At 43.4% G+C, this 25,935-nt stretch carries 17 protein-coding genes; 12 read left to right on the top strand and 5 right to left on the bottom strand.

The window, feature by feature from the left end; all coding sequences use genetic code 11:
* Positions 1–172: 172 nt before the first annotated feature.
* Both AC5JMF_RS30410 and AC5JMF_RS30405 read left to right on the top strand, forming a co-directional pair.
* Entirely contained in the window at positions 173–1,135 is a 963-nt protein-coding gene (locus AC5JMF_RS30410) for a glycosyltransferase family 2 protein (protein ID WP_495799429.1), read from the top strand.
* A 1,286-nt stretch (positions 1,136–2,421) separates the two neighbouring features.
* Entirely contained in the window at positions 2,422–3,339 is a 918-nt protein-coding gene (locus tag AC5JMF_RS30405) for a polysaccharide deacetylase family protein (RefSeq protein WP_495799428.1), read from the top strand.
* 113 nt (positions 3,340–3,452) lie between these two features.
* Here the strand turns inward: AC5JMF_RS30405 and gltB are convergent, their stop codons facing one another.
* Positions 3,453–8,096 (bottom strand): glutamate synthase large subunit, encoded by a 4,644-nt coding sequence (gene gltB, locus AC5JMF_RS30400; RefSeq protein ID WP_495799427.1) that lies wholly within the window; start codon positions 8,094–8,096, stop codon positions 3,453–3,455.
* Between the two features lie 756 nt (positions 8,097–8,852).
* On the opposite strand from gltB, the gene AC5JMF_RS30395 reads away from it, so the two are divergent.
* The 9 genes from AC5JMF_RS30395 (at position 8,853) to AC5JMF_RS30355 (ending at position 18,712) form a co-directional block, all read left to right on the top strand.
* Entirely contained in the window at positions 8,853–11,036 is a 2,184-nt protein-coding gene (locus AC5JMF_RS30395) for a phosphodiester glycosidase family protein (protein ID WP_495799426.1), read from the top strand.
* Positions 11,037–11,409: 373 nt separating this feature from the next.
* On the top strand, positions 11,410–11,829 hold the full coding sequence (locus AC5JMF_RS30390; protein ID WP_495799425.1) for a phosphomannose isomerase type II C-terminal cupin domain: 420 nt from the start codon (positions 11,410–11,412) through the stop codon (positions 11,827–11,829).
* A gap of 174 nt (positions 11,830–12,003) precedes the next feature.
* A complete protein-coding gene (locus tag AC5JMF_RS30385; RefSeq protein WP_495799424.1) occupies positions 12,004–12,330 on the top strand; it encodes a HesB/IscA family protein in 327 nt (108 codons plus the stop codon).
* Between the two features lie 129 nt (positions 12,331–12,459).
* Complete coding sequence (rpsL, locus tag AC5JMF_RS30380; RefSeq protein ID WP_012410236.1) at positions 12,460–12,843, top strand: 30S ribosomal protein S12; 384 nt, start codon at positions 12,460–12,462, stop codon at positions 12,841–12,843.
* Between the two features lie 528 nt (positions 12,844–13,371).
* Entirely contained in the window at positions 13,372–13,842 is a 471-nt protein-coding gene (rpsG, locus tag AC5JMF_RS30375) for a 30S ribosomal protein S7 (protein WP_495799423.1), read from the top strand.
* A 139-nt stretch (positions 13,843–13,981) separates the two neighbouring features.
* Positions 13,982–16,060, top strand: coding sequence for an elongation factor G (fusA, locus tag AC5JMF_RS30370; protein WP_495799422.1), 2,079 nt, complete (start codon positions 13,982–13,984; stop codon positions 16,058–16,060).
* Between the two features lie 22 nt (positions 16,061–16,082).
* A complete protein-coding gene (gene tuf, locus AC5JMF_RS30365) occupies positions 16,083–17,312 on the top strand; it encodes an elongation factor Tu (RefSeq protein WP_495799421.1) in 1,230 nt (409 codons plus the stop codon).
* A gap of 173 nt (positions 17,313–17,485) precedes the next feature.
* Positions 17,486–17,803, top strand: coding sequence for a 30S ribosomal protein S10 (rpsJ, locus tag AC5JMF_RS30360; protein WP_008232935.1), 318 nt, complete (start codon positions 17,486–17,488; stop codon positions 17,801–17,803).
* Between the two features lie 258 nt (positions 17,804–18,061).
* Entirely contained in the window at positions 18,062–18,712 is a 651-nt protein-coding gene (locus tag AC5JMF_RS30355; protein WP_495799420.1) for an LON peptidase substrate-binding domain-containing protein, read from the top strand.
* Here the strand turns inward: AC5JMF_RS30355 and pheA are convergent.
* Together pheA and AC5JMF_RS30345 are read right to left on the bottom strand one after the other, a co-directional pair.
* Positions 18,707–19,612, bottom strand: a complete 906-nt coding sequence (gene pheA / locus AC5JMF_RS30350; RefSeq protein WP_495799419.1) for a prephenate dehydratase — start codon at positions 19,610–19,612, stop codon at positions 18,707–18,709. The genes AC5JMF_RS30355 and pheA overlap by 6 nt on opposite strands.
* A 499-nt stretch (positions 19,613–20,111) precedes the next feature.
* On the bottom strand, positions 20,112–21,815 hold the full coding sequence (locus AC5JMF_RS30345; RefSeq protein ID WP_495799418.1) for a glycosyltransferase family 39 protein: 1,704 nt from the start codon (positions 21,813–21,815) through the stop codon (positions 20,112–20,114).
* A gap of 220 nt (positions 21,816–22,035) precedes the next feature.
* Here AC5JMF_RS30345 and AC5JMF_RS30340 point away from each other — a divergent pair, with 220 nt between their 5' ends.
* Positions 22,036–22,623, top strand: a complete 588-nt coding sequence (locus AC5JMF_RS30340) for a DUF1997 domain-containing protein (RefSeq protein WP_495799417.1) — start codon at positions 22,036–22,038, stop codon at positions 22,621–22,623.
* 76 nt (positions 22,624–22,699) lie between these two features.
* Here the strand turns inward: AC5JMF_RS30340 and AC5JMF_RS30335 are convergent, their stop codons facing one another.
* Together AC5JMF_RS30335 and rne are read right to left on the bottom strand one after the other, a co-directional pair.
* Positions 22,700–23,392 (bottom strand): ribonuclease HII, encoded by a 693-nt coding sequence (locus AC5JMF_RS30335; protein ID WP_495799416.1) that lies wholly within the window; start codon positions 23,390–23,392, stop codon positions 22,700–22,702.
* An 8-nt stretch (positions 23,393–23,400) separates the two neighbouring features.
* Positions 23,401–25,476, bottom strand: coding sequence for a ribonuclease E (gene rne, locus AC5JMF_RS30330; RefSeq protein ID WP_495799415.1), 2,076 nt, complete (start codon positions 25,474–25,476; stop codon positions 23,401–23,403).
* Positions 25,477–25,935 lie beyond the last annotated feature (459 nt).

The raw sequence follows: 25,935 nt of genomic DNA, 5'->3' as shown, positions 1-25,935 counted from the left end.
ATTTTCAACTTTTGCTCAAAGTCGGGAATTTAAACATAGGCAATTTTCACAAATCAAATAGAAATAATATAGAACTCCTATTTGATTTGGTGAAAAAACTTCGGATACCTAATTTTCTACTCCCTACTCCCTACTCCCCATTCCCTACTCCCTGTCTACACAAATAATTATCGTGACTCAGCCAATTTACTCTTTAGTAATTCCCATTTATAACGAAGAAGAAAATATCCCCGAAATGTACCGTCGTCTAAATAATGTCATGGCACAGTTAGATGGCGAGGTTGAATTGATTTTAATTGATGATGGTAGCCGCGATCGCTCTTTAAATTTGATCCGCGAACTCCACCATCGTGATAGTCGGGTGCGTTATCTCAGTTTGGCTCGAAATTTTGGTCATCAAATTGCAGTCACAGCAGGACTTAACTTTGTGCAAGGTAAATGTGCGATCGTCATGGATGCTGATCTCCAAGATCCGCCAGAGCTAATTTTAACGATGATCGAAAAATGGCAACAAGACTATCAAGTAGTATACGCTCAGCGCTTATCTCGCAAACGAGAAAGCTGGCCCAAACGCTTTACCGCCTACGCTTTTTATCGCATCCTGCGGCGGTTGGCTAATGTCGATATACCCAGTGATACGGGGGACTTCTGCTTGATGGATCGCCAAGTAGTAGATATCCTCAATACAATGCCAGAACGTAACCGCTACATTCGCGGCTTACGAGCTTGGATAGGTTTTCGCCAAACTGCTGTACTCTTTGAAAGAAACCCGCGTTTTGCTGGAAAAGTCAAGTACACCTTCGGTAAGTCTTGGGCTTTAGCAGTCGATGGAATTATTTCTTTCTCGACTGTTCCTTTAAAACTAGCAACTTACATCGGGTTACTCTCCGCTGGAATAGCTTTATTGATGATATTACTAGTGTTGTATTGGCGTTTATTTGATCCGGTATCTCCCTTAATCGGCTACACATTAATTACGATCGCCATGTTTTTCTTAGGATCTGTACAATTACTCTGTGTTGGCATCTTAGGCGAGTATATCGGCCGCATCTATGAAGAGGTTAAAGGTCGCCCTATCTATACTTTAAAGGAAACAGGAGGTTTTATTAAAGAATCAGAAATTAAAACAAAGTGAAAGTAATACCCAAATGTTAAGTACAAAAAAATACTTTTACATAAGAAAAAACGTAAATTTTTGTCAGAAGATCCAAAATTAGCACATATTGTGAGTAACCTGTTAAGATTTGGCTAATATATTGTGATCAACTACCGTATTTATACGCTAACAATATATGTAAAACTGTAATATTTATGATGTATAACCTCAGATTAAGTGAGGCCAACCATAAAACAATACAGATAAAGCTATGGCGTTGCTGAATCTAGGGATGAATCTTGTAAGGTGGGTCAAAAAGCCCGCCTTAAAAGCCAAGGGACGGGTGGCGAGACGCCCATCCGACAAAATCAATTAAATCATCCCGCAAATATGCAACACCAGATAAAGCTATGAGCAATACAGATTAAGATAGCAGTCTGCTTTGATTTCTGTTAGCCTAGCTTGGCGTAGCCTACTGACTTGCGTAGGCAGGGAGCAGAAAAAGAGAGTACAAGAATACTGAGCTTTGTCAAAAATCAAATAGGATTCTTGTACAAGAGTATCAAAAACAGCACTAAAATATTGATAAAATTATCTTTGGCGGATTAGCCAAGCTATCTAGGTTGACGAATAAATGCCTGTTGACAAAGAGAAACTATATTAAGTAGATTTTCGTCTATCTCTTAAATAGAAAACAAAAAACGATATTAAGTTAAGTTAAAAATTTAACTTTTTCTTAAAAAGTAAGCAGAGGTCACAAGCAGTAGAATATAACTTATTAACTATGAAACTAACAGTTTATTAACCTTTTTAATTATGTGCATTATCCCTTATGAATAGTGTAAGTATAATAACTCGCTAATTAACTAGCCTACTTAATTGGTAAAATTTCAAAGTCTTGAATAAGACCTGTTAGGGGATCAAAGCTTCATTATCGATTAGCGGAAAGACTAGAGAAAACAATCAATTATCAGCTGTTCAGTAGCCAGGTTTATCGAGGTGTGGTTAATTACCTAATTGCACTCCTGCCTCAAGCTAGCGGTAGTAATATACAGATGCAAACCTTAGTTTTCGTGAGTATGTAATAGAAATTAAATAGATTAAACAGTACCAAATATTGTCCAGACTGCGATCGCTCCAAGCTAGATCATATAAGCTTAAGTTAAACCTATATAATCTATCTTTCCAGTTACAAAGCTTCTGTTAATCTCTATACTAACTTTGAGAATTATCAGGGTAACTGAGTATCCAAGTATATAGAAAAGTGTGTCATCAAATACCGTCAGAACCACAGATGGAGGTTCGACCCTTGAAGGAGCTATGAAGTGGAAAACAAAAAGTCGTTTCTTTGGTCTCCAGGAATATTAGTTGGACTGCTTGCCTTAGGTGGTAGTTTAAGCCTTGGCTTTATGACATTAATCAAGCCAATTGCCTCAGAGGCTCAAAGCAAACATCTTCAAAGTCAACAAAATATAGATATAGATATAGTCCCGAAATTAGGAACTCAGCAACGCCTTGAATCCTTTAGAGCCGCGATGCTTTCAACTTGGCAACAAGAAGCACAAGCAAAAGGCTTTGGTTATCCTGTGCCGGCAAGCTTTCAAGGTGCAATAATTAAGTCGGCAAAACTCACTCAAGGTCAAAAAGCGATCGCTCTCACCTTTGATGATGGCCCATGGCCTGAGACAACAGCACAAGTACTAGATGTCCTCAAAGCCAACAATATCAAAGGAACATTTTTTGTCGTTGGGCGGAACCTCAAAAATTACCCAGAATTAGGCAAGCGGATTGTGGCTGAAGGTCACGTCATCGCCAACCATACTTGGAATCACTGGTATCATTTCTTTAACCAACAAGCAGCCGCTTTTGAAATTGAAAGCACAACAAACTTAATTTATCAAGTCACAGGTGCGAAAACAACTCTGTTCCGACCACCTGGAGGAATGATGCACAATGGATTAGTTGCCTACGCCAAAGGCCAAAAATATACCGTAGTCATGTGGTCAGCCGACTCCATAGATTACAAGCTGCCCACTGTACCAAGATTAGTCCATAACGTCGTCAAAGATTCCAAACCCGGTGGGATTGTCCTCATGCATGATGGCGGAGGTAATCGTTCCAGAACTGTACAAGCCCTTCCACAAATTATTAGCACCTTCAAAAAACAAGGTTACAGCTTTGTAACTATTCCAGAACTTTTAGAAATGCAAGCTAAAGACGAAATGATTGCTAATAAAAAATAACAATTGTCATTAGTCACTAGTCATTTGTATTGACACAAGGCAACTAATATTAGATACGAAATTGTCGTAAATAATAAGGGCACAACAACCGTTATGCCCTCATGAATCAACTATTAAACAGGACTTAGCTGTTTTTTGTGAGAATTAGCTTCAGGACTATCAGCCTCAGAAGGCGGCACCATTTGCCAAAACTTAGGTAGATATTCTTGCCAGTTTTGTAAAATCTGCTGCGCCTTTGGTGAACCAGTGCGATCGCAATGAGTTTTAATTAATTCTTGCAACTGCTTTTCACCTGCTTCCGTCTCCACTCGCTGAATTTTGACAATTTCCGGGTTAACTAACTCTGCGAAATTGCCGTCTTCATCTAAAAAGTATGCCAAGCCGCCAGTCATACCTGCGCCAACATTGCGTCCAACTTTCCCCAAGACGACAATCACGCCCCCAGTCATATACTCACAGCAATGATCGCCAGCACCTTCAATCACGGCTACACCCTTGGAGTTACGCACCGCAAAGCGTTCTCCCGCCAAACCGTTGGCAAATAACACTCCCCCAGTAGCACCATAAAGACAAGTATTGCCAACAATCACATTTTGTGATGTTTCATAGGTAGCATTCGCTGGGGGTTTGATGATGATTTCACCACCATGCATCCCCTTACCTACGTAGTCGTTGGCTTCTCCTGCCAGGGTGAGAATCACACCACCCAAGTTGAAAGCGCCAAAGCTTTGTCCAACACTACCTGTGAAGTTGAGATTAATTTGCCCTTCAAAGTCGCTATCGCCATACTTAGAAGCGATCGCACCAGCTAACCTAGCACCGACAGTTCGATCAGTATTAGCTATCGCTAAAGTCTTCGTCACAGCAGCTTGATTGTCGATAGCTGCTTTAATTTCTGGATCTGCAAGCAATTGATCATCCAAAACCACGCCGTTGCTGTGGACTTCTTCATGCACCAACCAGCCACGGTTTTCTTTGGTATCTGGGAGTTGCAGCAAGCAGTTAAGATTTAATGATTGCGTTTTGGTGAGTTTCACATCTGGGCGCACTTTTAATAAGTCTGCACGCCCAATCAGTTCTGATAAAGAACGATAGCCAAGCTGTGCTAACAAACTCCGCACTTCTTCGGCAATGAAGTAGAAGAAGTTGACGACGTGTTCCGGTATCCCGGTAAACCGTTCGCGGAGTTCTGCTTTTTGCGTAGCGACACCCTTGGGACAGGTATTAAGGTGACAAACCCGCGCCATAATACAGCCTTCCGCAATCATGGCGATGGAACCGAAGCCGAATTCTTCACCACCCATCAACGCACTCATCACCACATCCCAGCCACTTTTTAGTCCGCCATCGACGCGCAGAATGACGCGATCGCGCAAACTATTATTCATCAAGACGCGGTGTACTTCGCTTAAACCCAACTCCCAAGGTGAACCGGCGTGTTTAATTGAACTGAGTGGCGATGCCCCTGTACCACCATCATGACCGGAGATTTGAATGATATCAGCGTTGGCTTTCGCTACACCTGCGGCGATCGTTCCGATGCCAATTTCGGCAACCAATTTCACCGATACTTGCGCTTTCGGGTTGATTTGGTGCAGGTCAAAAATCAACTGTGCTAAGTCTTCAATGGAGTAGATATCATGGTGTGGTGGTGGTGAAATTAAGGTAACACCAGGCTTAGAACGCCTTAACATCGCAATATAAGGACTGACTTTCGGCCCTGGTAGTTGTCCACCTTCCCCAGGTTTTGCACCTTGGGCAATTTTGATTTCAATTTGCCTAGCGCTAACTAAATACTCTGGTGTGACACCAAAGCGCCCCGATGCAACTTGTTTGATCGCACTAGAAGCTGTATCACCATTCCGCAATCCTTTGAGGTGCGGTAGGGTGGGTGAGTGACCAGACTCATCGACATCATTCAGCCGTTTGTATCTAACTGGATCTTCGCCACCTTCCCCAGAATTTGATTTACCACCGATGCGGTTCATAGCGATCGCTAAAATTTCATGAGCTTCTCTTGACAAAGCACCCAAAGACATGCCACCTGTGCAGAAGCGTTGAAAAATATCTGCGACTGATTCTACTTCTTCTAGGGGAATGGGCGAGCGATCGCTTTGGAAATCGAGTAAATCACGCAATGCTGTGATTGGTCTGTTTTGCAGATGTTTTTTGTAGACTTCGTAATGGTCGTATTTCTTGCCATCAATCGCTTTATGTAGCGCCTTCACCAATTCTGGGCTATTCATGTGATACTCACCGCCGGGACGGTACTGCACAAAGCCCAAGTTTTCTAGCTTTTTCGTATTCAGTTCTGGGAAAGCTTTGCTATGGAAAGATAGTATCTCAACCGCCAGTTCTTTGACACTCAAACCACCAATCCGAGAAGTTGTACCCCTAAATCCTAAATCTAATAAATCTCCACCAATGCCTATAGCTTCAAAGATTTGTGCTGCTTGGTAGCTGGAGAGTAAAGAAATTCCCATTTTGGAGAGAATTTTTAACAAACCCGACTCTACAGCTTTGCGATAATTTCTTAAAGCTTGCTCTAAGGTAAGGTTAGGAATCTTCTCCAAATCCATTAACTTTTGGGTTTTGGAATCATGCCACCAATCGCGTACCGTATCCAAAGCCATGTAAGGGCAAACTGCACCAGCACCATAGCCAATCAGACAAGCAAAGTGATGTGTACTCCAGCATTGTGCAGTATCAATCACCAGGGATGTCTTCATCCGCAATCCCTCACGAATTAGGTGATGATGTACAGCACCTATAGCTAACAGTGGTGGAATGTAACTGTATTCTGCACTGATCCCATCCCCTGTGCGATCGCTCAATATTAAAATCTTCGCACCTGCTCGCACAGACTCAGCTGCTTGTGCTTGTAAAGACTCCACTGCTGCTTTGAGTCCTTCTGGGCCATTGGCGATTGTAAACAGAGTTGACAACTCAGCCGTGGCAAATCCTGACAGTTTCACAACTTCTAATTCTGCCTCTGTTAACAGTGGCGATTCGAGTTTTAGTCTGCGGGCGTATTCTGGTTTTGGTTCTAGTAAATTACCCCGTTCACCCAGTTCCACTTTCAACGACATCACTAGCTTTTCCCGTAGAGGATCAATCGCTGGGTTTGTGACTTGGGCAAAGCGTTGCTTGAAATAATCGTAGAGGAGATGAGGTTTTTCTGACAGCACAGCTAGAGGAATATCATCCCCCATCGAGAAGGTTGGTTCTTTACCTTCTTTGGCCATGTCTTGAATCACCATTTCCACATCTTCTGTGGTGTAGCCAAAGGCAATTTGATGCTGAAGTAGGGTTTGTCTTTCGGTTGTCACTTGTCCTTTGCCATTGACTAATGACGAACTCTCAACTAGTGACTTTAATTCTTGGCGGTACTGTTGCAGCCATTTCCCGTATGGTTGCTGTTGGGCGATGCGCTGCTTAATCTCCCAATTTTTCAGAACTTCGTGGTTGACTAAATCCACAGCAATCATTTGCCCTGGGCCAAGTCTGCCTTTTTCAATAATGTTAGATTCTGGGAAATCTACAACCCCAGCCTCAGAAGCAACAACGATGTAGTTATCCTTAGTAATCACATAACGTGCTGGTCTTAAACCATTACGATCTAGTGTCGCACCAACTTTTTTGCCATCGCTGAAGACCAAGAGCGCTGGCCCATCCCACGCTTCTTGCAAACCGCTGTAATATTCGTAAAAATCGACAATTTCGGGATAGTTCTGCAAGGAAGGCTGATTTTGATAAGCCTCTGGAACCATGATCATCAAGGCTTCCAAAGGACTGCGCCCAGAACGCACCAACAATTCCAGCACATTATCTAGTGTGGCGGAGTCGCTATTGTCAATGTGGACTAATGGCTTGAGAGTATTGATGTGATCACCCCACACCGGATGATTCAGGGTGGCTTCTCGCGCCATCATCCAGTTGATATTACCTAAAAGTGTATTAATTTCTCCATTGTGTCCCAATAGCCGCATCGGTTGGGCTAAAGGCCACTTGGGCATGGTGTTAGTGCTGAAGCGACGATGATAAACTGCAAAGGCGCTCTTGTAGGCTGGATTTTTTAAATCTTGATAAAATTCTCCCAACACCGCAGAACGCACCATGCCCTTGTAAACAATTGTGCGACTTGATAGAGAACAAATATAAAAATCCTCTGAGATATCCGATGCAACCTTACTAATTCGGCGGCGAGTAATGTACAACCGACGTTCGAGTTCATCGCCGCTTGTGTCTGTGGCAGCTAAAATAATTTGCTCTATTTGGGGTTGATTTTCTCTTGCTTGTACACCCAGCAAATCAGGTTGTACTGGTACTACTCGCCAACCCAGTACAGTAAATTTTTCTTCAATAGCTACTTGCTCAACCGTGGCTTTGGCTTTTTTGGCTGCTTCTTTATCAGGCGGAAGAAAAATCATTCCCACAGCCAAATTACTAGTAGATGATAATTCTTTCCCTGCGACAATATAGTCTTGTTGAAACAACTCCCAAGGGATAGCTGTCAATATTCCCGCACCATCACCAGAGTCTTGATCTGCACTACACCCACCCCGGTGTTCCAAGCAAGTCAAAGCTGCTAGCGCTTTTGCCATAATTTCGTGGCTGGCATGATTCTGGCGATGAGCAATAAAACCTACACCACAGGCATCTCGTTCTTCTACTAACCACCTTTGCCCCTGGTAGGTATTTCTTGAGTCAATAGCCGCTGTGACTGTCTGTTCTTGATTCATCGGTTGATTATTCATACCCTGTTCCTAAAATGTTGAGTTACCAATTTTGCTGCTACTTATAAGAAAAATTTCTAATTTTTACCTGTTAAAAATTGAGGAAAAAAAATTTTAACTTCGGTTTTACTTTTTAATTCACCCGTGTTAAAATAATCGCGTCATTTTTGTATTTATTATTAATGCAGTGGTTATCAAACAAACCACTTTTACCCGGACAAACTTTTTGCCCTGGCGTTTTTACATTTATATCGTGAAGCTAAGTATTTTCTCAATTTTCCTTTTCTACTAGATGCACCTAATTTTTCAGGTAGAGCCTGCCTTTACTTACCTGAGACTGAACTCGAAGCGATCGCTTCACTCTGATTCAGCAACAAAATCAGAGTATTACACAGTATACCCATTTGACAATTCCTAATATTTTTGTTTTTGTCTAGATTTTTACTTTCTAGCTGTTGCTACCTGTCTTAGTAATAACTTAGCCTCACTTAAGTAGCACCAGTAGCAACCATTGTGAGGATGAAACATTCTCAATCTAGTTTTAGTCACTAGGACTACTATTATAGTTTGGTTGGAACTAATGCCAGCTAAAACACTTAATTCCAGTGATTTTAGCTGCAAAATCGTTGGTTGATTTCTAGAAGAGACAAGAAGCCAATATATAAGCTATCACATTTGCTGACAAACAAAGTCATGATTCCTTAATATTTATAAATAATTGGTTAGCTTGCGCTTGGGGTGATAACTTTCAAAAGTACCTAGTAAATGATGGTAAAAATGCTGAATTGTTGCCAACAAAGATACCCCTTTGCTATTTCCTTATTTGGCAATAGTAGTTTTTTTCGCTCTTCTGTGTCACCAATACTTGCGATCGCACTGTGCTTAACAGCTACCTGTATTACTAATGCTCAAGAGTCCCCAACAAATATTAAACCAATACCAAGGTTGACCCCAAAAACCCCTACACCCCCCTTGCCAAGAAGATCATTCTCTGGTAATCAAATTTCTCTGAATGGTCGTACCTTACCAGGAACTTGGCTACAGCAACTCGGTACAGCTAATCAGTTGACAACTCATCTCAGTGATGGGGTATTCAAACAATTAATCGGAGTCGATTTTCTCAACAGCAGCAATCCAGCTAAACAACCAATACAGTGGTTTTCCTCGGTCGCCAAGCCATTAATTTTAACCACAAGACTGCTGGGAGCATATCGCTATTTAGATATCACTAACTTTGCGGGGACAGCAGGATGGCAGATAAAAGCTAACGGTAACATTCTGCTCATTAGCACTCCGCAAACGCAAGTCATAGATATTGTTCAAAGTAAACAGCCTGCGGGTGTTAGCGAAACTCCTACACAACAGGATCGCCTTGTTGTCAATTTAGACCGACCAACCCCTTGGCAAATTATACAAGGATTGCCAATTAAAACAACCCCAAGTTCAACCCCCGACCCAGATACATTAACTCCCAAAATCACTACACTGCCAAACCGAGAGTGGATCATTACCTTAGATGGTATAGCCAATTCCGCCCTAATAGAACGCTATACCCCTGTCCTACCCGTCACACTGCCACAGCCAGACCCACTCAAACAATTATCACCAAACACCCCACCACCCCCACCACCCCCAACACTACCAACACTACCAACACCCACCCCAACACCTCCAACGCTACCGACCCCATCAATACCCACCCCAACACTACCAACACCGACTCCAACACCCCCAACATTACCAACCCCCACACCAAAATTACCAACACCCATCCCTGAACCACTAATTAGACGAGTAGAGGTAATCAATAACCAAACAATTATTCGTTTGAGCGTTCCCTTTGGTCTGTCTCCTCAGATTAGTACCGTAGCTAATCCCAATCGCCTCATCATCGATATTCGACCCGATGCGATGGTGGAACGGAGTATTACTTGGGCACCTGGATTGCAGTGGCGACAACGTTATGTAAATTTAGGCACTGAGCGATTTCCGGTTGTGTGGCTAGAAATTAACCCTCGTACTATTGGATTAAAGCTGAAACCCTTTTGGACAGACTTTAATACCCTTACAGGTACTGCTCCCTTAATTCAAACAGCGCAAAAATACTTAGCAGTTGCGGCAATTAATGGTGGTTATTTTAACCGCAATAACAAATTACCATTAGGTGCAATTCGTCGAGATAATCAGTGGTTATCAGGCCCTATTCTCAACCGAGGCGCGATCGCTTGGAATGATTCTGGACAATTTTACTTTGGTCGTCTCACCTTAGAAGAAACTTTAATTACTGCCAATAACCAGCGTCTACCAATTATATTTCTTAATAGCGGTTACACCCAAAGTGGTATTGCTCGTTACACCCCAGTTTGGGGTGCAACCTACACTCCCCTAACAGACAATGAAATCATTCTGGTAATTCAGAAAAACCAAATAACTAACCAATTACCAGGAGGGAAAGCTAATGAAATTGCAGTTCCCATTCCTCAAGATGGCTATTTGCTAACCTTACGCGGCACTGCTGCTACTGCGGCACCACAATTGCCCATTAGCACTACAGTCAATATTGCTAGTGCCACAACGCCAGCTGACTTTAACCGTTACCCTCATATCGTAGGAGCAGGGCCCTTGCTGATCCAAAATCGTCAAATAGTTCTTGATGCTAAAAGCGAAAAATTTAGCAACGCCTTTATTGCAGAAAAAGCTATTCGCAGCGGTATTTGCACAACAGCAACAGGCACTCTCATGATTACTACTGTGCATAATCGCGCTGGTGGCCCTGGCCCCACCTTGGCAGAACATGCCCAGCTCATGCAAAGTCTAGGGTGTGTAAATGCCCTAAATTTAGACGGTGGTAGTTCCACTAGTCTGTACTTAGGAGGACAACTACTCGATCGTTCCCCCAGTACAGCCGCTCGCGTCCATAACGGCATAGGTATTTTCCTGCAACCGCGGGGTGGGGAGTAGGGAGTAGGGAGTAGGGAGTAGGGAGTAGGGAGATGAGGGGGATGTGGTTCGACTTCGCTCACCAACTAAAAGATGAGGAAGTGAGGGGGATGAGGAGAATATTGTCTCCGCGTCTTTGCGTCTCCATTCCCATTCCCTACTCCCTACTCCCCACTCCCTTTTTAAAGTTTACAATAAGCCTCCATTTTGCTTGATGAAGAATTAGTGTAGACATACTAGTTTTTGCGGTAATGGTTTACACCACAATGTTTGATTTTGCTATGTTTAGCAGAGTGAAATTAAATTGCTGGTTTTCACCGTTGCACAATAGCGCCAAATTTTCCATCAATAGCTAAGAGTATCGATGTTTGTTCCGTCTCCAAATAAGGTAACTATGGCTCAATTACAAGAAACCACACAAACCAACACCCTACACTTATCTTCAGCTATCACTTCTCGTGGCGTTGCTGCAACCGAGCTACGTCCTTGGGGTTCTTTTACAGTTTTGGAAGAAGGGCGTGGATACAAAATTAAGCGCATTGAAGTTAAGCCTGGACACCGCCTCAGTCTCCAAATGCATCACCACCGCAGCGAACACTGGATTGTTGTTTCTGGTACAGCCAGAGTAGTTTGTGGCGAGCAAGAAATCCTGTTAGGCAATAACCAATCAACTTATGTACCTCAATGTACAGCTCATCGTTTAGAAAATCCTGGCGTCATTCCTTTAGTATTAATTGAAGTACAAAATGGCGAATACTTAGGAGAAGATGATATTATTCGCTACCAAGATGATTATGCCCGTGCTAAAGATTAAAACCAAAGTGTCTTTAGTTGGTTTCAGGCTTTAAAAGCTTTAATCTGAAAAATATCAAATACTTTTGTGTGCCAATTAGCTATTGGTAACTACAACAGGCTCTCTTTCTACTAGCGGCAAGCAAAAAAGAGAGCCTGTTGTGTTAGGCTGTTTAAATAGAAATCAACAAATTCTATGGTTCTTCTAAGTCAAGCAGCCGCAACTGAAATCGGGCGGATGAAGTCCAAGCAGCAACCAAACGTCTTGTTTCGATTAGCAGTTAAGTCTGGTGGCTGCTCTGGCTGGTTTTATGACCTGTCTTTCGATGAAGCGGCAAAAGATGGCGATCGCATATTAGACTTACATGGAATTGCGACCGTCGTAGACGCCCAAAGCTTAAATTACATCAATGGTTTAACAGTGGATTATTCCGAAGACCTGATGGGTGGCGGCTTTCGCTTCCATAACCCCCAGGCGATCGCCACCTGTGGCTGTGGTAACTCCTTCTCTATTAGTCAGTAGTTAGTAGTCAGTGGTTCATGGTAAAAAACAACTGACAAAGAACAATTGACGATTGACATAAAACCATAAAAAAGCTATAATCAGGATTTGTTAAAACTTAGACATAAGCAGCTTTACGCGCTGTAACTCATGCCAACCATACAGCAGCTAATACGTAACGAGCGCGAACAAGCTCGTCAGAAAACCAAATCTCCCGCTCTGAAACAATGCCCTCAACGTCGGGGCGTTTGTACCAGAGTATACACAACCACACCTAAAAAGCCTAACTCAGCTCTACGTAAAGTAGCAAGGGTAAGGCTCACATCTGGATTTGAAGTTACAGCTTACATTCCAGGAATTGGGCACAACTTGCAAGAACACTCAGTTGTGATGATTCGTGGCGGTCGGGTAAAAGATTTACCGGGCGTGAGATACCATATTATTCGTGGCACCTTAGATACAGCCGGAGTCAAAGACCGTAAGCAAGGCCGCTCCAAATATGGAACCAAGCGTCCCAAAGAAGCCAAAAAATAGGATTGGGCGGTTAATCGTGTCTGACGCGATTAATCGTTTTCCTAGAAGTCCTAAAAAACAAAGAAGTTAGCGCTTGCTTGAAACAGTAGTAAACATCAGCAGTGATCTCTGTTTCCCAAAAATTACAGCAAATTGCAGGTAAATGAGGTACAAGTTTTAAGAACAAAGTCATATAAAAAAGACTTTCAACCCTGTTCCTCCGCAGTCGCTACACTTGGGGAAACCCCAAGACCGCGCTGCTCTCTGTTAAGCGTTCCCTGCTGTTAAGTTACACCCTACACTAAGCGAGCAAGTGTAGAAAGCTCTGAGTAAAATCCAGTAGGCGACAGTACTTTAATCAAAATATTAAAGTTAATTATGCCGTTTTTGATCAATGTCTAGTTGCAAGTAGCAAGTTAATTTAGTTTAGTCTCGCTGCAACTTGTAGAGAAAAATTCCCAAATTCTCAAAAGCGGGTTACTCCGCTTTGAGTTTCCAGTGTCTGATAGCATATAGTTTCGTTGCCAAATTTCAAATTAAAGGTGAAGTATGTCTCGTCGTGGTGTTATTCAAAAGCGCCCTGTTCCGCCTGACTCAGTTTACAACAGTCGCCTTGTTAGTATGATGATCCGGCGGATCATGCGTCATGGTAAGAAATCTCTTGCCGCGCGGCTTGTTTATGATGCACTGAAAACTATTGAAGAACGCACAGGCAATAATGCCTTAGAAACCTTTGAGCGAGCAGTGCGGAATGCAACGCCTTTGGTAGAAGTCAAAGCTCGACGAGTTGGGGGAGCAACCTACCAAGTTCCCATGGAAGTACGTTCAGAACGGGGTACTACCTTAGCACTACGTTGGTTAGTGCAGTTTTCTAGATCAAGACCAGGCCGCACAATGGCAGGCAAATTGGCAAACGAACTAATGGATGCTGCCAATGAAACCGGAAATGCCATTCGCAAGCGGGAAGAAACGCACCGCATGGCAGAAGCTAACAAAGCATTTGCACATTATCGTTACTAAGTAAAACAGCGATATGCCGTTGTTTTAAAAGCGGTATATCGTATGATTTTCAAATAAAGACGGTTTTCCGTAAAAGTATAGAATCTTAACAAAGAGTAATATACAAGATATCATGAGGCGAAAACTATAGGAGGCAACTGTGGCACGTACGATCCCGCTAGAGAGAGTACGCAACATCGGTATTGCGGCGCATATAGATGCGGGCAAAACGACAACAACAGAGAGAATATTGTTTTACTCTGGAATAATTCATAAAATTGGCGAAGTTCATGAAGGAACTGCCGTAACAGACTGGATGGATCAGGAGCGGGAACGGGGAATTACCATTACTGCTGCTGCTATTAGTACCAGTTGGAAAGATCATCAAATTAACATTATCGATACTCCAGGTCACGTAGACTTCACCATTGAGGTTGAACGTTCCATGCGGGTGTTGGATGGTGTAATCGCAGTATTTTGTTCTGTAGGTGGCGTACAACCCCAATCCGAAACCGTGTGGCGACAAGCAGATCGCTACAAAGTACCCCGGATAGCCTTCATTAACAAAATGGATCGCACAGGAGCGAACTTCTACAAAGTTCACGAGCAGATGCGCGATCGCCTGCGAGCTAATGCCATTGCCATTCAACTGCCAATTGGTAGTGAGAACGACTTCAAGGGTATTGTTGACCTAGTTCACAAGCGTGCATATATTTACGCTAACGACCAAGGAACAGATATCCAAGAAACAGAAATTCCGGCAGAACTGCAAGAACAAGCTGAAGAATATCGGACAAAACTGATCGAAGCAGTATCAGAAACAGATGACGATCTGATGACTAAGTACTTCGAGGGTGAAGAACTTACAGATGATGAAATCGCTACTGCTCTACGTAAAGGCACAATTGCTGGTACGATTGTCCCCGTACTTTGTGGCTCAGCATTTAAAAACAAAGGCGTGCAGTTAATGCTGGATGCTGTTGTCGATTACTTGCCAGCACCAACCGAAGTACCACCCATTCAAGGCACACTGCTGAATGGTGATACTGTTGAACGTCGAGCTGATGACAGCGAACCGCTATCCGCCTTGGCATTCAAAATTATGGCTGACCCTTATGGTCGCCTCACCTTCGTTCGCGTTTATTCTGGAGTTCTAAAAAAAGGTAGTTACGTTCTCAACGCTACTAAGAATAAGAAAGAACGGATTTCTCGTTTAGTAGTTCTCAAAGCAGATGATCGGCAAGATGTTGACGAACTGCGAGCGGGTGATTTGGGCGCGGCTCTGGGGTTAAAAGATACCTTAACTGGTGATACCATTACTGATGAAAGCTCACCAGTCATACTAGAATCCCTATTTATTCCTGAGCCTGTAATCTCGGTAGCGGTTGAACCCAAAACCAAGAACGACATGGATAAGCTCTCCAAGGCGCTGCAATCTCTCTCAGAAGAAGACCCAACCTTCCGCGTTAGCGTTGATCCCGAAACCAATCAAACCGTGATCGCAGGGATGGGAGAACTACACCTAGAAATTCTGGTAGACCGGATGCTACGCGAATTCAAAGTGGAAGCAAATGTCGGTGCGCCGCAAGTAGCTTACCGCGAAACAATTCGCAAAGCTGTTTCTAGAATTGAAGGCAAATTTATCCGTCAAAGCGGTGGTAAAGGTCAATACGGTCACGTTGTCATCGATTTGCAGCCAGGAGAACCAGGTACCGGTTTTGAATTCGTCTCCAAAATTGTTGGTGGTACTGTACCGAAAGAATACATCGGCCCCGCAGAACAAGGGATGAAAGAAAGCTGTGAATCCGGTGTATTAGCTGGATATCCGCTAATTGACGTGAAAGCAACGCTAATTGATGGGTCATACCATGATGTAGACTCTTCAGAAATGGCTTTCAAGATCGCTGGCTCAATGGCGATGAAAGAGGCAGTGATGAAAGCTTCACCCGTCCTCTTAGAGCCTATGATGAAAGTTGAGGTAGAAGTTCCCGAAAACTTCCTTGGGGATGTTATGGGCGACCTCAATTCCCGTCGTGGGCAAATTGAAGGGATGGGATCTGAGCAGAGTATTGCCAAAGTAACAGCTAAAGTTCCGTTGGCAGAAATGTTTGGCTACGCCACAGATATCCGGTCGAAAACCCAAGGTCGGGGCATCTTCTCAATGGAGTTTAGCCACTACGAAGAAGTGCCTCGCAACGTCGCTGAGGCAATCATTGCAAAAAGCAAAGGGAACGCTTAATTAAAAAAGGAAACGAGCATTCATGGCACGCGCAAAGTTTGAAAGGAATAAACCCCATATAAATATCGGTACTATTGGCCACGTTGACCACGGTAAAACTACGTTAACGGCAGCCATCACCATGACCTTGGCAGCTCTTGGTCAGGCAGTAGCTAAAGGCTACGACCAAATCGATAACGCCCCAGAAGAAAAGGCGCGGGGGATTACCATCAATACCGCTCACGTTGAGTATGAAACCGAAAATCGGCACTATGCTCACGTAGATTGCCCCGGACACGCTGACTATGTAAAAAACATGATCACCGGTGCGGCTCAGATGGATGGAGCTATCCTTGTAGTTGCTGCTACCGACGGCCCCATGCCCCAAACCCGCGAACACATCCTACTAGCAAAACAGGTCGGCGTTCCCAGTCTGGTTGTTTTCTTGAACAAAGAAGACTTGATGGATGACCCAGAACTGCTAGAACTAGTGGAACTAGAACTGCGGGAATTGCTGTCTAGCTATGATTTCCCTGGTGACGACATCCCCATTGTCAAAGGTTCTGGTCTACAAGCCCTTGAAGCCATGACCAAGAATCCTAAGAACCAACGAGGCGAAAACGAATGGGTAGACAAGATCTATGAGTTGATGGATGCTGTAGATTCTTTCATCCCCACTCCAGAACGCGATGTAGACAAACCCTTCCTGATGGCTGTAGAAGACGTATTCTCAATCACAGGTCGTGGTACCGTTGCTACCGGACGGATTGAACGGGGTAAAGTCAAAGTTGGCGACAACGTGGAACTCGTGGGGATCAGAGACAACCGCAGCACCACTGTCACCGGGATCGAGATGTTCAAGAAGAGTCTCGACGAAGGGATGGCTGGAGATAATGCTGGTGTACTGCTTCGTGGTATCCAAAAAGCTGATATTGAACGGGGGATGGTGTTAGCTAAACCTGGTTCCATTAAACCCCACACTCAATTTGAGGGTGAAGTGTACGTCCTCACCGAGAAAGAAGGTGGTCGGAAAACTCCATTTTTCCCTGGCTACCGTCCTCAATTCTATGTACGGACAACAGATGTAACTGGTACGATCACGACCTTCACCTCAGATGATGGTAGTGCAGCGGAAATGGTCATGCCAGGCGATCGCATCAAAATGACCGTAGAATTGATCAACCCCATCGCGATCGAGCAAGGAATGCGCTTTGCTATCCGTGAAGGTGGTCGTACTATCGGTGCTGGTGTCGTCTCCAAAATCGTCAAATAGCACCTTTTGGCTCTGATTACCAAGGAGCAGAGACGGTCATAAAAATGCCTCTCTGCTCCTTTCGCTTCCCTCAATTTCAGGTACTGGTGATTGGGGATCACGTACTAGTATTAGGTATATCCCCAGTTCCCAGTCCCTAGTCCCCTAGTTAATCCGAACCTAGAAAATCAAAGATGGCAACCCTACAGCAGCAAAAGATTAGAATTCGCTTACAAGCTTTTGACCGACGCTTATTAGATACATCTTGCGAAAAGATTGTAGACACAGCTAACCGTACTAACGCTACAGCCATAGGGCCAATTCCTTTACCAACAAAACGGCGGATTTATTGTGTACTGCGATCGCCTCACGTCGATAAAGATTCGCGAGAACATTTTGAAACCCGTACCCATCGCCGAATTATTGATATCTATCAGCCTTCTTCTAAAACTATTGATGCTTTGATGAAACTGGATCTACCATCGGGTGTAGATATTGAAGTAAAACTGTAATTTGTCACTAGTCATTAGTCATTCATTTACACTTGAAAACAGATAAAGCTCAAAGCGCAAAGTCTGAACAGAGGTTTCCTCGGTTCAGAACTTTGTAAGAGAGGACAAATGACATTAGTATTAATATTTACCTGACCCTGAAGAAATATATCTCAGGGCTTTTTATTAGCAATAAAACAAATGATAGAATGTAGACAAAGTACGGGAAAAGCAGAGAAAAAGAATTTTTAAAGATTAAATTTATACTAAAAGGTAACAATGGCATCCTCTTCTAAAATTGCAGTTCGCGAGCTACCTCTGTTCCCGTTATCCGAAGTAGTTCTTTTCCCTACCAGACCATTACCGTTGCATATCTTTGAATTTCGCTACCGAATCATGATGAACACGATCTTGGAAAGCGATCGCAGGTTTGGCGTGCTAATGGTTGATCCGGTTAAGGGAACGATTGCAAATGTTGGCTGCTGTGCTGAAATTGTTCATCATCAGCGGCTACCAGATGACCGCATGAAGATGTTGACCCTGGGACAACAAAGGTTTCGTGTACTAGAATATGTCCGCGAAAAGCCCTACTGTGTAGGCTTAGTAGAGTGGATCGAAGACCATCCACCAATTAAAGATTTGCGTCCTTTAGCCTCAGAAGTAGAGCAACTGCTGCGAGATGTCGTGCGTTTGTCGGCGAAATTAACTGAACAAAACATCGAACTACCAGAAGATTTACCCGACTTGCCAACAGAGTTATCCTATTGGGTAGCGAGCAATCTTTATGGAGTTGCCACTGAGCAGCAGTCATTGCTAGAAATGCAAGATACGATCGCTCGTTTGGAAAGAGAAGCAGAAATTTTAACTTCTACTCGTAATCATTTGGCAGCTCGCGCTGTTCTCAAAGATACTTTTAATCAGAAGTTATGAGTAATTTGTGTTCTCAAATGACAAAGAACTAGATGCGCTAATTGACAAAACATTGTAACTACCAAAGATTTTTAAGACTTCTGTATAGGTAGTTAATTCATCTAGGGCAGATTGCATTTGTGCTTCATTGACATCAGCTTCTAAGTCAATAAAAAATAAGTATTCCCCTAGCGATCGCTTCGTTGGGCGAGACTCAATTCGACTCAGATTGATTTCTCGTTGAGCGAATATTTGCAGAGGTTTAACTAGCGCTCCAGGCATATTAGCAGGCAAACTAAAAGCTAGTGAAGTATGACTTTTACTTGCTGTTAAGAAGGGGTTAGCTGTATCTATTTGACTCTGACTTACCACCCAAAAGCGAGTACAGTTTTCGGGGTGGTCATTAATACCGCTAGCAAGTATGGGAAGGTTGTATAGTTGAGCTGCTCTACCTGATGCGATCGCTGCTATTGTCACCTCTTGTTCGAGTTGCTGTAGGATTTCAGTTGTAGAATTGCCTGGAATTAGCTGCACACTTGGCAGAAACCGCTCTAGCCAACCTTGACATTGTGCTAAAGCTTGCGGATGAGAGTAAACAGTTTTAATTTCATCCAAGCTAGGTGCATAAGAAATTAGCGTATGGACAATAGGCATCACCAAAGCCAATTGAATTTGCAAATTGTCCAATTGCCACAGTGTATCCATTGTCATAGTTACACTTCCTTCAATAGAATTTTCTACAGGCACGACAGCCAACTGCGATGCTCCCGCAGCAACAGCTTGCAATGACTGGGCAATAGTGGGATGAGGGCACAAGATTGCTTCGACTTGCCTATTTTTGCTCAGCCAATTGACATAAAAAGCTGCTGCTTGTTCTGCGTAAGTGCCAGGAGGCCCTAAATGGGCAATGGATATGGTCATAGCATTTAGTTATTAGATATAGCAGGGAACAGGGAACAGGCTTGAATTCGAGGTGCGGCGCTTAGCGACAACCATTGGTGTCAAGTTAACGTAGAACCGATGTCCCGCAAGAAACTGAAGTTCCTTGCTGATAGCAAAAGTCATCTCAAGATGACTGAATATCCCCCAAGATTTTGAGTCTACTTCAGTAGACTTGAGCTATTAGCCAAGAAATTTATTTCTTGGCGGGTGAGGAAGCCAACACCGAAGCTATTTCTAGCTTAAGTTGACACCAATGGGCGACAACGCACCCTACATCACATTTATATAGACTATATCGGAGATGAATTCACCTGTTATTTCATAATTTACGTTTAATGTGAATTAGAGGCTGAAACCCTGTATTCTTGGTGTAGAGACGCTTCAAAAGCGCGTCTCTACAAAGCGCAAAATCCTTGATGTAGGATTGATTTTTATATTTCACATCAGGCGTAATTTTGCTTGAATTTGATTATTTTGGTTACGTACCGTTTGTTTTAGCATTACAACGATATAACTTGTAACTATATTCACCAGCAGACTTTCCGACTTGCGGATCGAAGAAACAGCCTTGAGATGCCAAATCGACACGAGTCCGAAATTCAACCAACCATAAGTCTAAAGGTCTGGGAATTGTGGTTAGTTGTTGCTGTAACACTTGCATTGCTTGGGTATAAGTATTATCTGCCAGATCTTGGCGAGCCAGAAAAAATTGCAAATTTTGAGTAGGTTGGTGTGGGAACTCCCAAGCTAACCCCATCATTCTGCCAGTTTGCCCATGATGCTTGTGAGTAGTAGCAATTAGTACATTTCCTGGAGATGCTTTTTGAATGATCGAAGCTAGGATATCTGGGCGTTGATTTTGTAGATAGCCTAGATTCCCAGCTGCTGTTACTCCTCCAAGCGTTGCCATCAGCCAAATTATACTGACTGCTACTTTCCCATTGATTAAGGGTGAGAATTTCTGCTCTGTATGCTTTATTCGTTGCCAACAGCCTGCTAAGGCAGCCCCAATCAGTAAAATTACTACTGGTGCCAAGATAAATTGAAAACGAGCAGCCAAAGTTAAGTCTTTTCCCAAACCATAGGTAAAACCCAAGCACAATGCGATCGCCCCAAAAACATACCCACTTAATACCCCAATAGCAAGACGAGCATTAGAGTCTTGCTGCTGGATTTTCAGCCCATAATTGAGTTTTGGTAAACTCCAAACCAAAAACAGCAAAGTTACCATACCAGAAACAACCACAATCGCCAAAGGTAAGCTAGTGAGTGCTGAAGGCAGTAGCAATAACATACTCATCACCCAAAGCAATAGCCGTCCTAGCGGTTCTATCCATCTGAGATGGAGATTGCTAGTTGCCACCCAGGTTGTAAGTTCATTGCCAGGAATCTTTTGCACAGTGGGTATCCAAATCAAACATCCAACCAAGCTACCCATGACAATTATCAACATGCGCCACCAATTAGCTGACACAGAATTAGTTCGGCGCTGTTGCCAAATTTGCCCCAGCAATACAAAGCCTTGAGCGCACAAACTCAGTGTGAAAAAATAATGGGTTGCTACCCCTAAGCTGTTGATTGCCACCCAAGCTAATACCAGCCACATGGGTAGCAGTTGCCGACGATAGATGATCTCAATAGCTTTGACTAGGCAGCACACAGAAGCCATCACTAGCAAAATTGCTAAAGTGTAATGACGTGCTTCTCTACCTAAAAAAACGGCATAGGGCGAAATTGCCATGATTGCTGCTGCCATTTGGGCTACTACATGAGAACGAAAAGCTAAGTAGCCAAAGCCAAACATGGCGGGAATTGCTGCTACACCAAACAAAGCACTAAGCGATCGCGCCACCCAAATTGAAGCTAATTCCCCTGAAGACGAAAACATTTTCATCCACAAATGTGCTAGTGCAAAATAAACCGGAGGATGAGTACTTTCGGCAAATAAGCGCTCAATTACTGCGCTAATTCCAGTTCCGGGTGTAGGTTGCAGTGGTTGCAACAGAACATCTGCACTCATAATTTGATTGAGTGGGATTGAACGAAAACTATTACCCAAACTAAAAACTATCGTGGCACACTCATCAGTCCAAGGGGGTAAAGATGCCAAACGCCACAAGCGCAAACTAGCGCCAATGACTAACCATAGCAATAGTAGTAGTATATGAGAGCGGTTTTTCATTTAATACATAATTTGGGCAACTTTTTGATATATAATTATCCTTTTTTAGAAATATTAAATGTATTTTTTTTCTATCGTAATGATGAGAAACAATTATAACTAAATATAGATTTCTCAGATCAACAAAATGGGGTATGTCTGATTTTTACTAAATCAAGTTTAGTAAGCACAATAAATTAATTAATAATAGAATTATTAAAACAATTACTTCCCACAACTCATGGCTACCAAGTTTACTGCCTCCCAATCGGTGGAAATCGCTGTCCCCCAGCAGCCTATTCCTATTCAGCACTACTTGCGTCAGCCTCAACGGCTAGTTAAGACATTGGTAGATAATAGCCGCATTCAGCAACTTTCAGAGGAAGTATTTCGCTTGAAAATGCGTCCTATGGCCTTTATGTCACTAAGTATCCAGCCTACTGTAGACATGAAAGTCTGGGCAGAATCAAATGGCATAATCTATTTGCGATCGCTAAGTTGTGAAATTCTTGGTTTCGAGTATATTAACCAGCGCTTTGCTTTAGATTTAAAAGGACATTTGTCTCCTTATCAACTCAGCACTGGGACTCGGCTGCAAGGGAGAGCCGATTTAGAGGTACAGGTGGATTTGCCTCCACCATTTTCTTTTACTCCCAAGCCAATTTTAGAAGCCACTGGCAATGGCTTACTCAAGAGTGTGCTGTTAACAGTTAAGCAACGATTACTACATCAGCTTTTAGCCGATTATCGCCACTGGGTAATATCGCAAACTACAGAGCAAGGTTTTGACAATGAGAGTACTGATTTCCCAATCCTCAATATGGAATAGGGAGTAGGGAAGAAATATTTTTATAGTTCCTTGAGTACTGAGTAAATTAAAACCTACTCAGCACTCAGCACGCGGCTCAACGTTCCGCTACCGCGCTTGAACACTCAGTAGTGATTTGACAAGGACGAAAAGACTTGCGATGCAGGGGTGAGGAGCCGTATTGTTGGAGAGCCAGCAAATGCCGCTGGCTACCATAACCTTTATTATGAACCAAATCGTACATAGGGTATTTTGTGGCTAAACGCAACACCAGTTCGTCACGCCAAACTTTGGCTACGATACTGGCAGAAGCAATAGCAAGCGATCGCTCATCCCCTTTGACTATTGTTTGTTGCGGCAACGGCAGATCTTTGACTAACTGATTACCATCAATCAAGCAGATTTTTGGTTGTACTTTCAGCTTCAACACGGCTCGCTTCATTGCCAACAGTGTTGCCTGTAAAATATTCATCCGGTCAATTTCCGCAGTGGAAGCAAAGCCAATTTTCCAATCTACAGCCAGCAGACTAATTTGCTGCGCTAGCTGAGTTCTGCGTGAACTAGAGAGCTTTTTACTATCTTTAATTTCCGCTGCTATCAGTTTTGGTAATGCATGATCTGGTAGTATGACTGCCGCTGCAACCACAGGGCCAAATAGCGCACCTCGCCCTACTTCATCTACACCTGCGATCAACCCTTGAATGCCCGACATGGTGGATAACTCTAACCAATTCTGTTCACCTAAACATGTTGGCGAACGAATAGTAGCAGTTTGTTCTGTGTCTGCCATAAGTTGAATTAGCTTTCATCAGTCGATGTATCCGTGGCCGAAGAACGACGTCGGCGACGACGATTAGCGGCGGCGGTACTCATGGCTTCACTTTCCTCCGCAATTTCGCTAAATCCTGATAGCTCAGTAGTTTCTGGCGGCAAGGATTTTTCTTCTAACTCAACTTTGAGAGTAGGCATTTTACTCGCACTAACTTCAGGTGTTATTTTTTCAATGGGAGTGGGAGTTACATCTAAAGTTGATTCCGTTGATGTCATCGGTGGCTGTCCTGGCAGAGTGACGTTAATAATCACAGATTTAGAATTTTTGACTTCCCGATTCAAACGCACCAACGGGGAGACTCCCATCAAAGCGAAAACATCTTGCTCATCTCGTGTCATTTCTACAGAGACAATCTCCGGTGGTTCTACCACTGGCTTGACTGGCTCCACTTTAGTAATTTTAGTGCGCTCTGCTCTCTCACTCCAACCTGATTTACCAATGCTGGGTGATGGAATTTCTGGTGCTTCTAGTTCTGCTTCGCCATCCAAGTCTAGATCTGGATCATTAACAAAAGCTAGGGGATTGGCAGCAGTTCTGGTTTCATCTTTCCCATTAGTTCCATTGATGCCGATGCGATTTCGGCGAGTGCGGGTACGACGCTTGTTGTGATCGCCAAGTTCTTGATAGCTAGGATGATTAATTAAATTTAAAGCACCCATTTCCGATTCACCATCGAATCCTTCCCCAAATCCTTCGTAGGTTTCTCTTGGTTCTGTGATTCGGGCAGTCAGTGGACGTGGTTCTCTGCTGGGGAGAGGTACAAAACGCTCTGGTATTTCTGCTGGTGTTGGTAATCGGCTTTCGTGTTCTCCAGGTAAGCGTACAGTATGCCCTAATCCGCCACAAGTGGGACAAGTTTCACCAAACAATTCGTAAATATTTTGACCTTGACGCTTACGAGTCAGTTCTACTAAACCCAGTTCGGTGAGTTGGGCTATTTGAGGACGGGCTTTATCTGCTTTGAGGGCTTTGTTAAAGTGTTCGAGGACGTGGAGTTGATCGCGCCGTGATTCCATATCAATAAAATCAACGACAATCACCCCGGCGATATTTCGCAGACGCATTTGGCGAGCGATTTCTGTTGCAGCTTCGCAGTTTGTCCACAGAACTGTCTCTCTGGCTGTCGCCGATCGCGTGAATGAGCCGGAGTTGACATCGATTACTGTTAATGCTTCGGTTGGTTCAATAATGATGTAGCCGCCTGATGGTAAATCTACTCTGGGTTTGAGAGCTTCTCGAATTGCGGCATTGATGCGGAAGTATTCTAAAATCGGCGAGCGATCGCGGTGATGGTCAATTAACAATCCCTGCGGTGTTTGCCCACCACTCCAGTTCTGCAAGTACTGTTTAACTCGCTTCAATCCGGTGCTGGAATCTACGACAATCCGATTCACATCTGCACCATACATATCGCGCAATACCCGCTGGATAAAGTCATCATCGCGATTAAGTAATGCTGGGGCACGGGTAGAATGTGCTTCCTGCTGAATTGCTTCCCATTGCTTCTGTAGCAATTCCAAATCTTCCATGATCGCTTCTTCTGGTTTGCCTTCTGCTTCTGTACGCACTAGCAAACCCATTCCCGCCGGTTTGATCAAAATCGCTAACGCCCGCAAGCGGTTACGCTCGCTTTCACTTTTTATTCGACGAGATAAATTTACACCTCTGCCATAGGGCATTAGTACTACATAACGCCCCGGCAAGGTGATATTACCTGTAAGCCTTGGGCCTTTGGTTCCTGTTGGCTCTTTCATCACCTGGACTAAAACTTTTTGCTGCGGTGTTAATAGTTCAGTAATCGCCGCTGCTGTACGCTTTAGCCTTAATGGCCCCAAGTCAGTGACATGAATAAAACCGTTACGCTCTGGGTCACCAATATTGACAAAAGCCGCATCTATCCCAGGTAATACATTTTCTACTACACCTAAGTAAATATCACCAATTTGGTGATGACCTGTGGCAACAACAAGTTCTTGAATTTGATCTTCAGAAAAGACAGCAGCAATTTGATGCTGCTCCGCTATGATAATTTGTTTTGGCATTCAATTTCCTCAAAAATTGGTAGCACCAACAGACTTGGAGGTTTATTATGCCTCTTGCCCCTGCAAGCCTCAAAAGGCGCTACTAGTAATAAAAATGATGAATTTAGGCTCAAAGTTAAAGAGCTATTGACTGGGGAATTGCGTTCACACGCCTGATTATTCCAGAAATTCAGCATATTGTCTCAGCAATTAAATCAACCGTCTTTGGTTGATTTGTGATACCGTCCCCTCGCTACAGGGAGTTTTGATGGAAAAATTCTGAGGAGTCAGTTGCATAAAAACAGTTATCAATTATTCAGTTATAAAAGTTTGAGTTGAGGACTTAGACCATAACTCAAGTGTGCCACTTAATACAAGTGAGGGACTCTGATTCCCGATGAAAAAACTGGTAACTGTTCACTGTTCACTGTTCACTGATTTGTTGATCGGTTCCCTAATTGGAGCCAACTGGCGTGAGTG

Source organism: Desmonostoc vinosum (assembly GCF_059505385.1).
This window is presented reverse-complemented; position numbering and strand designations above follow the sequence as displayed.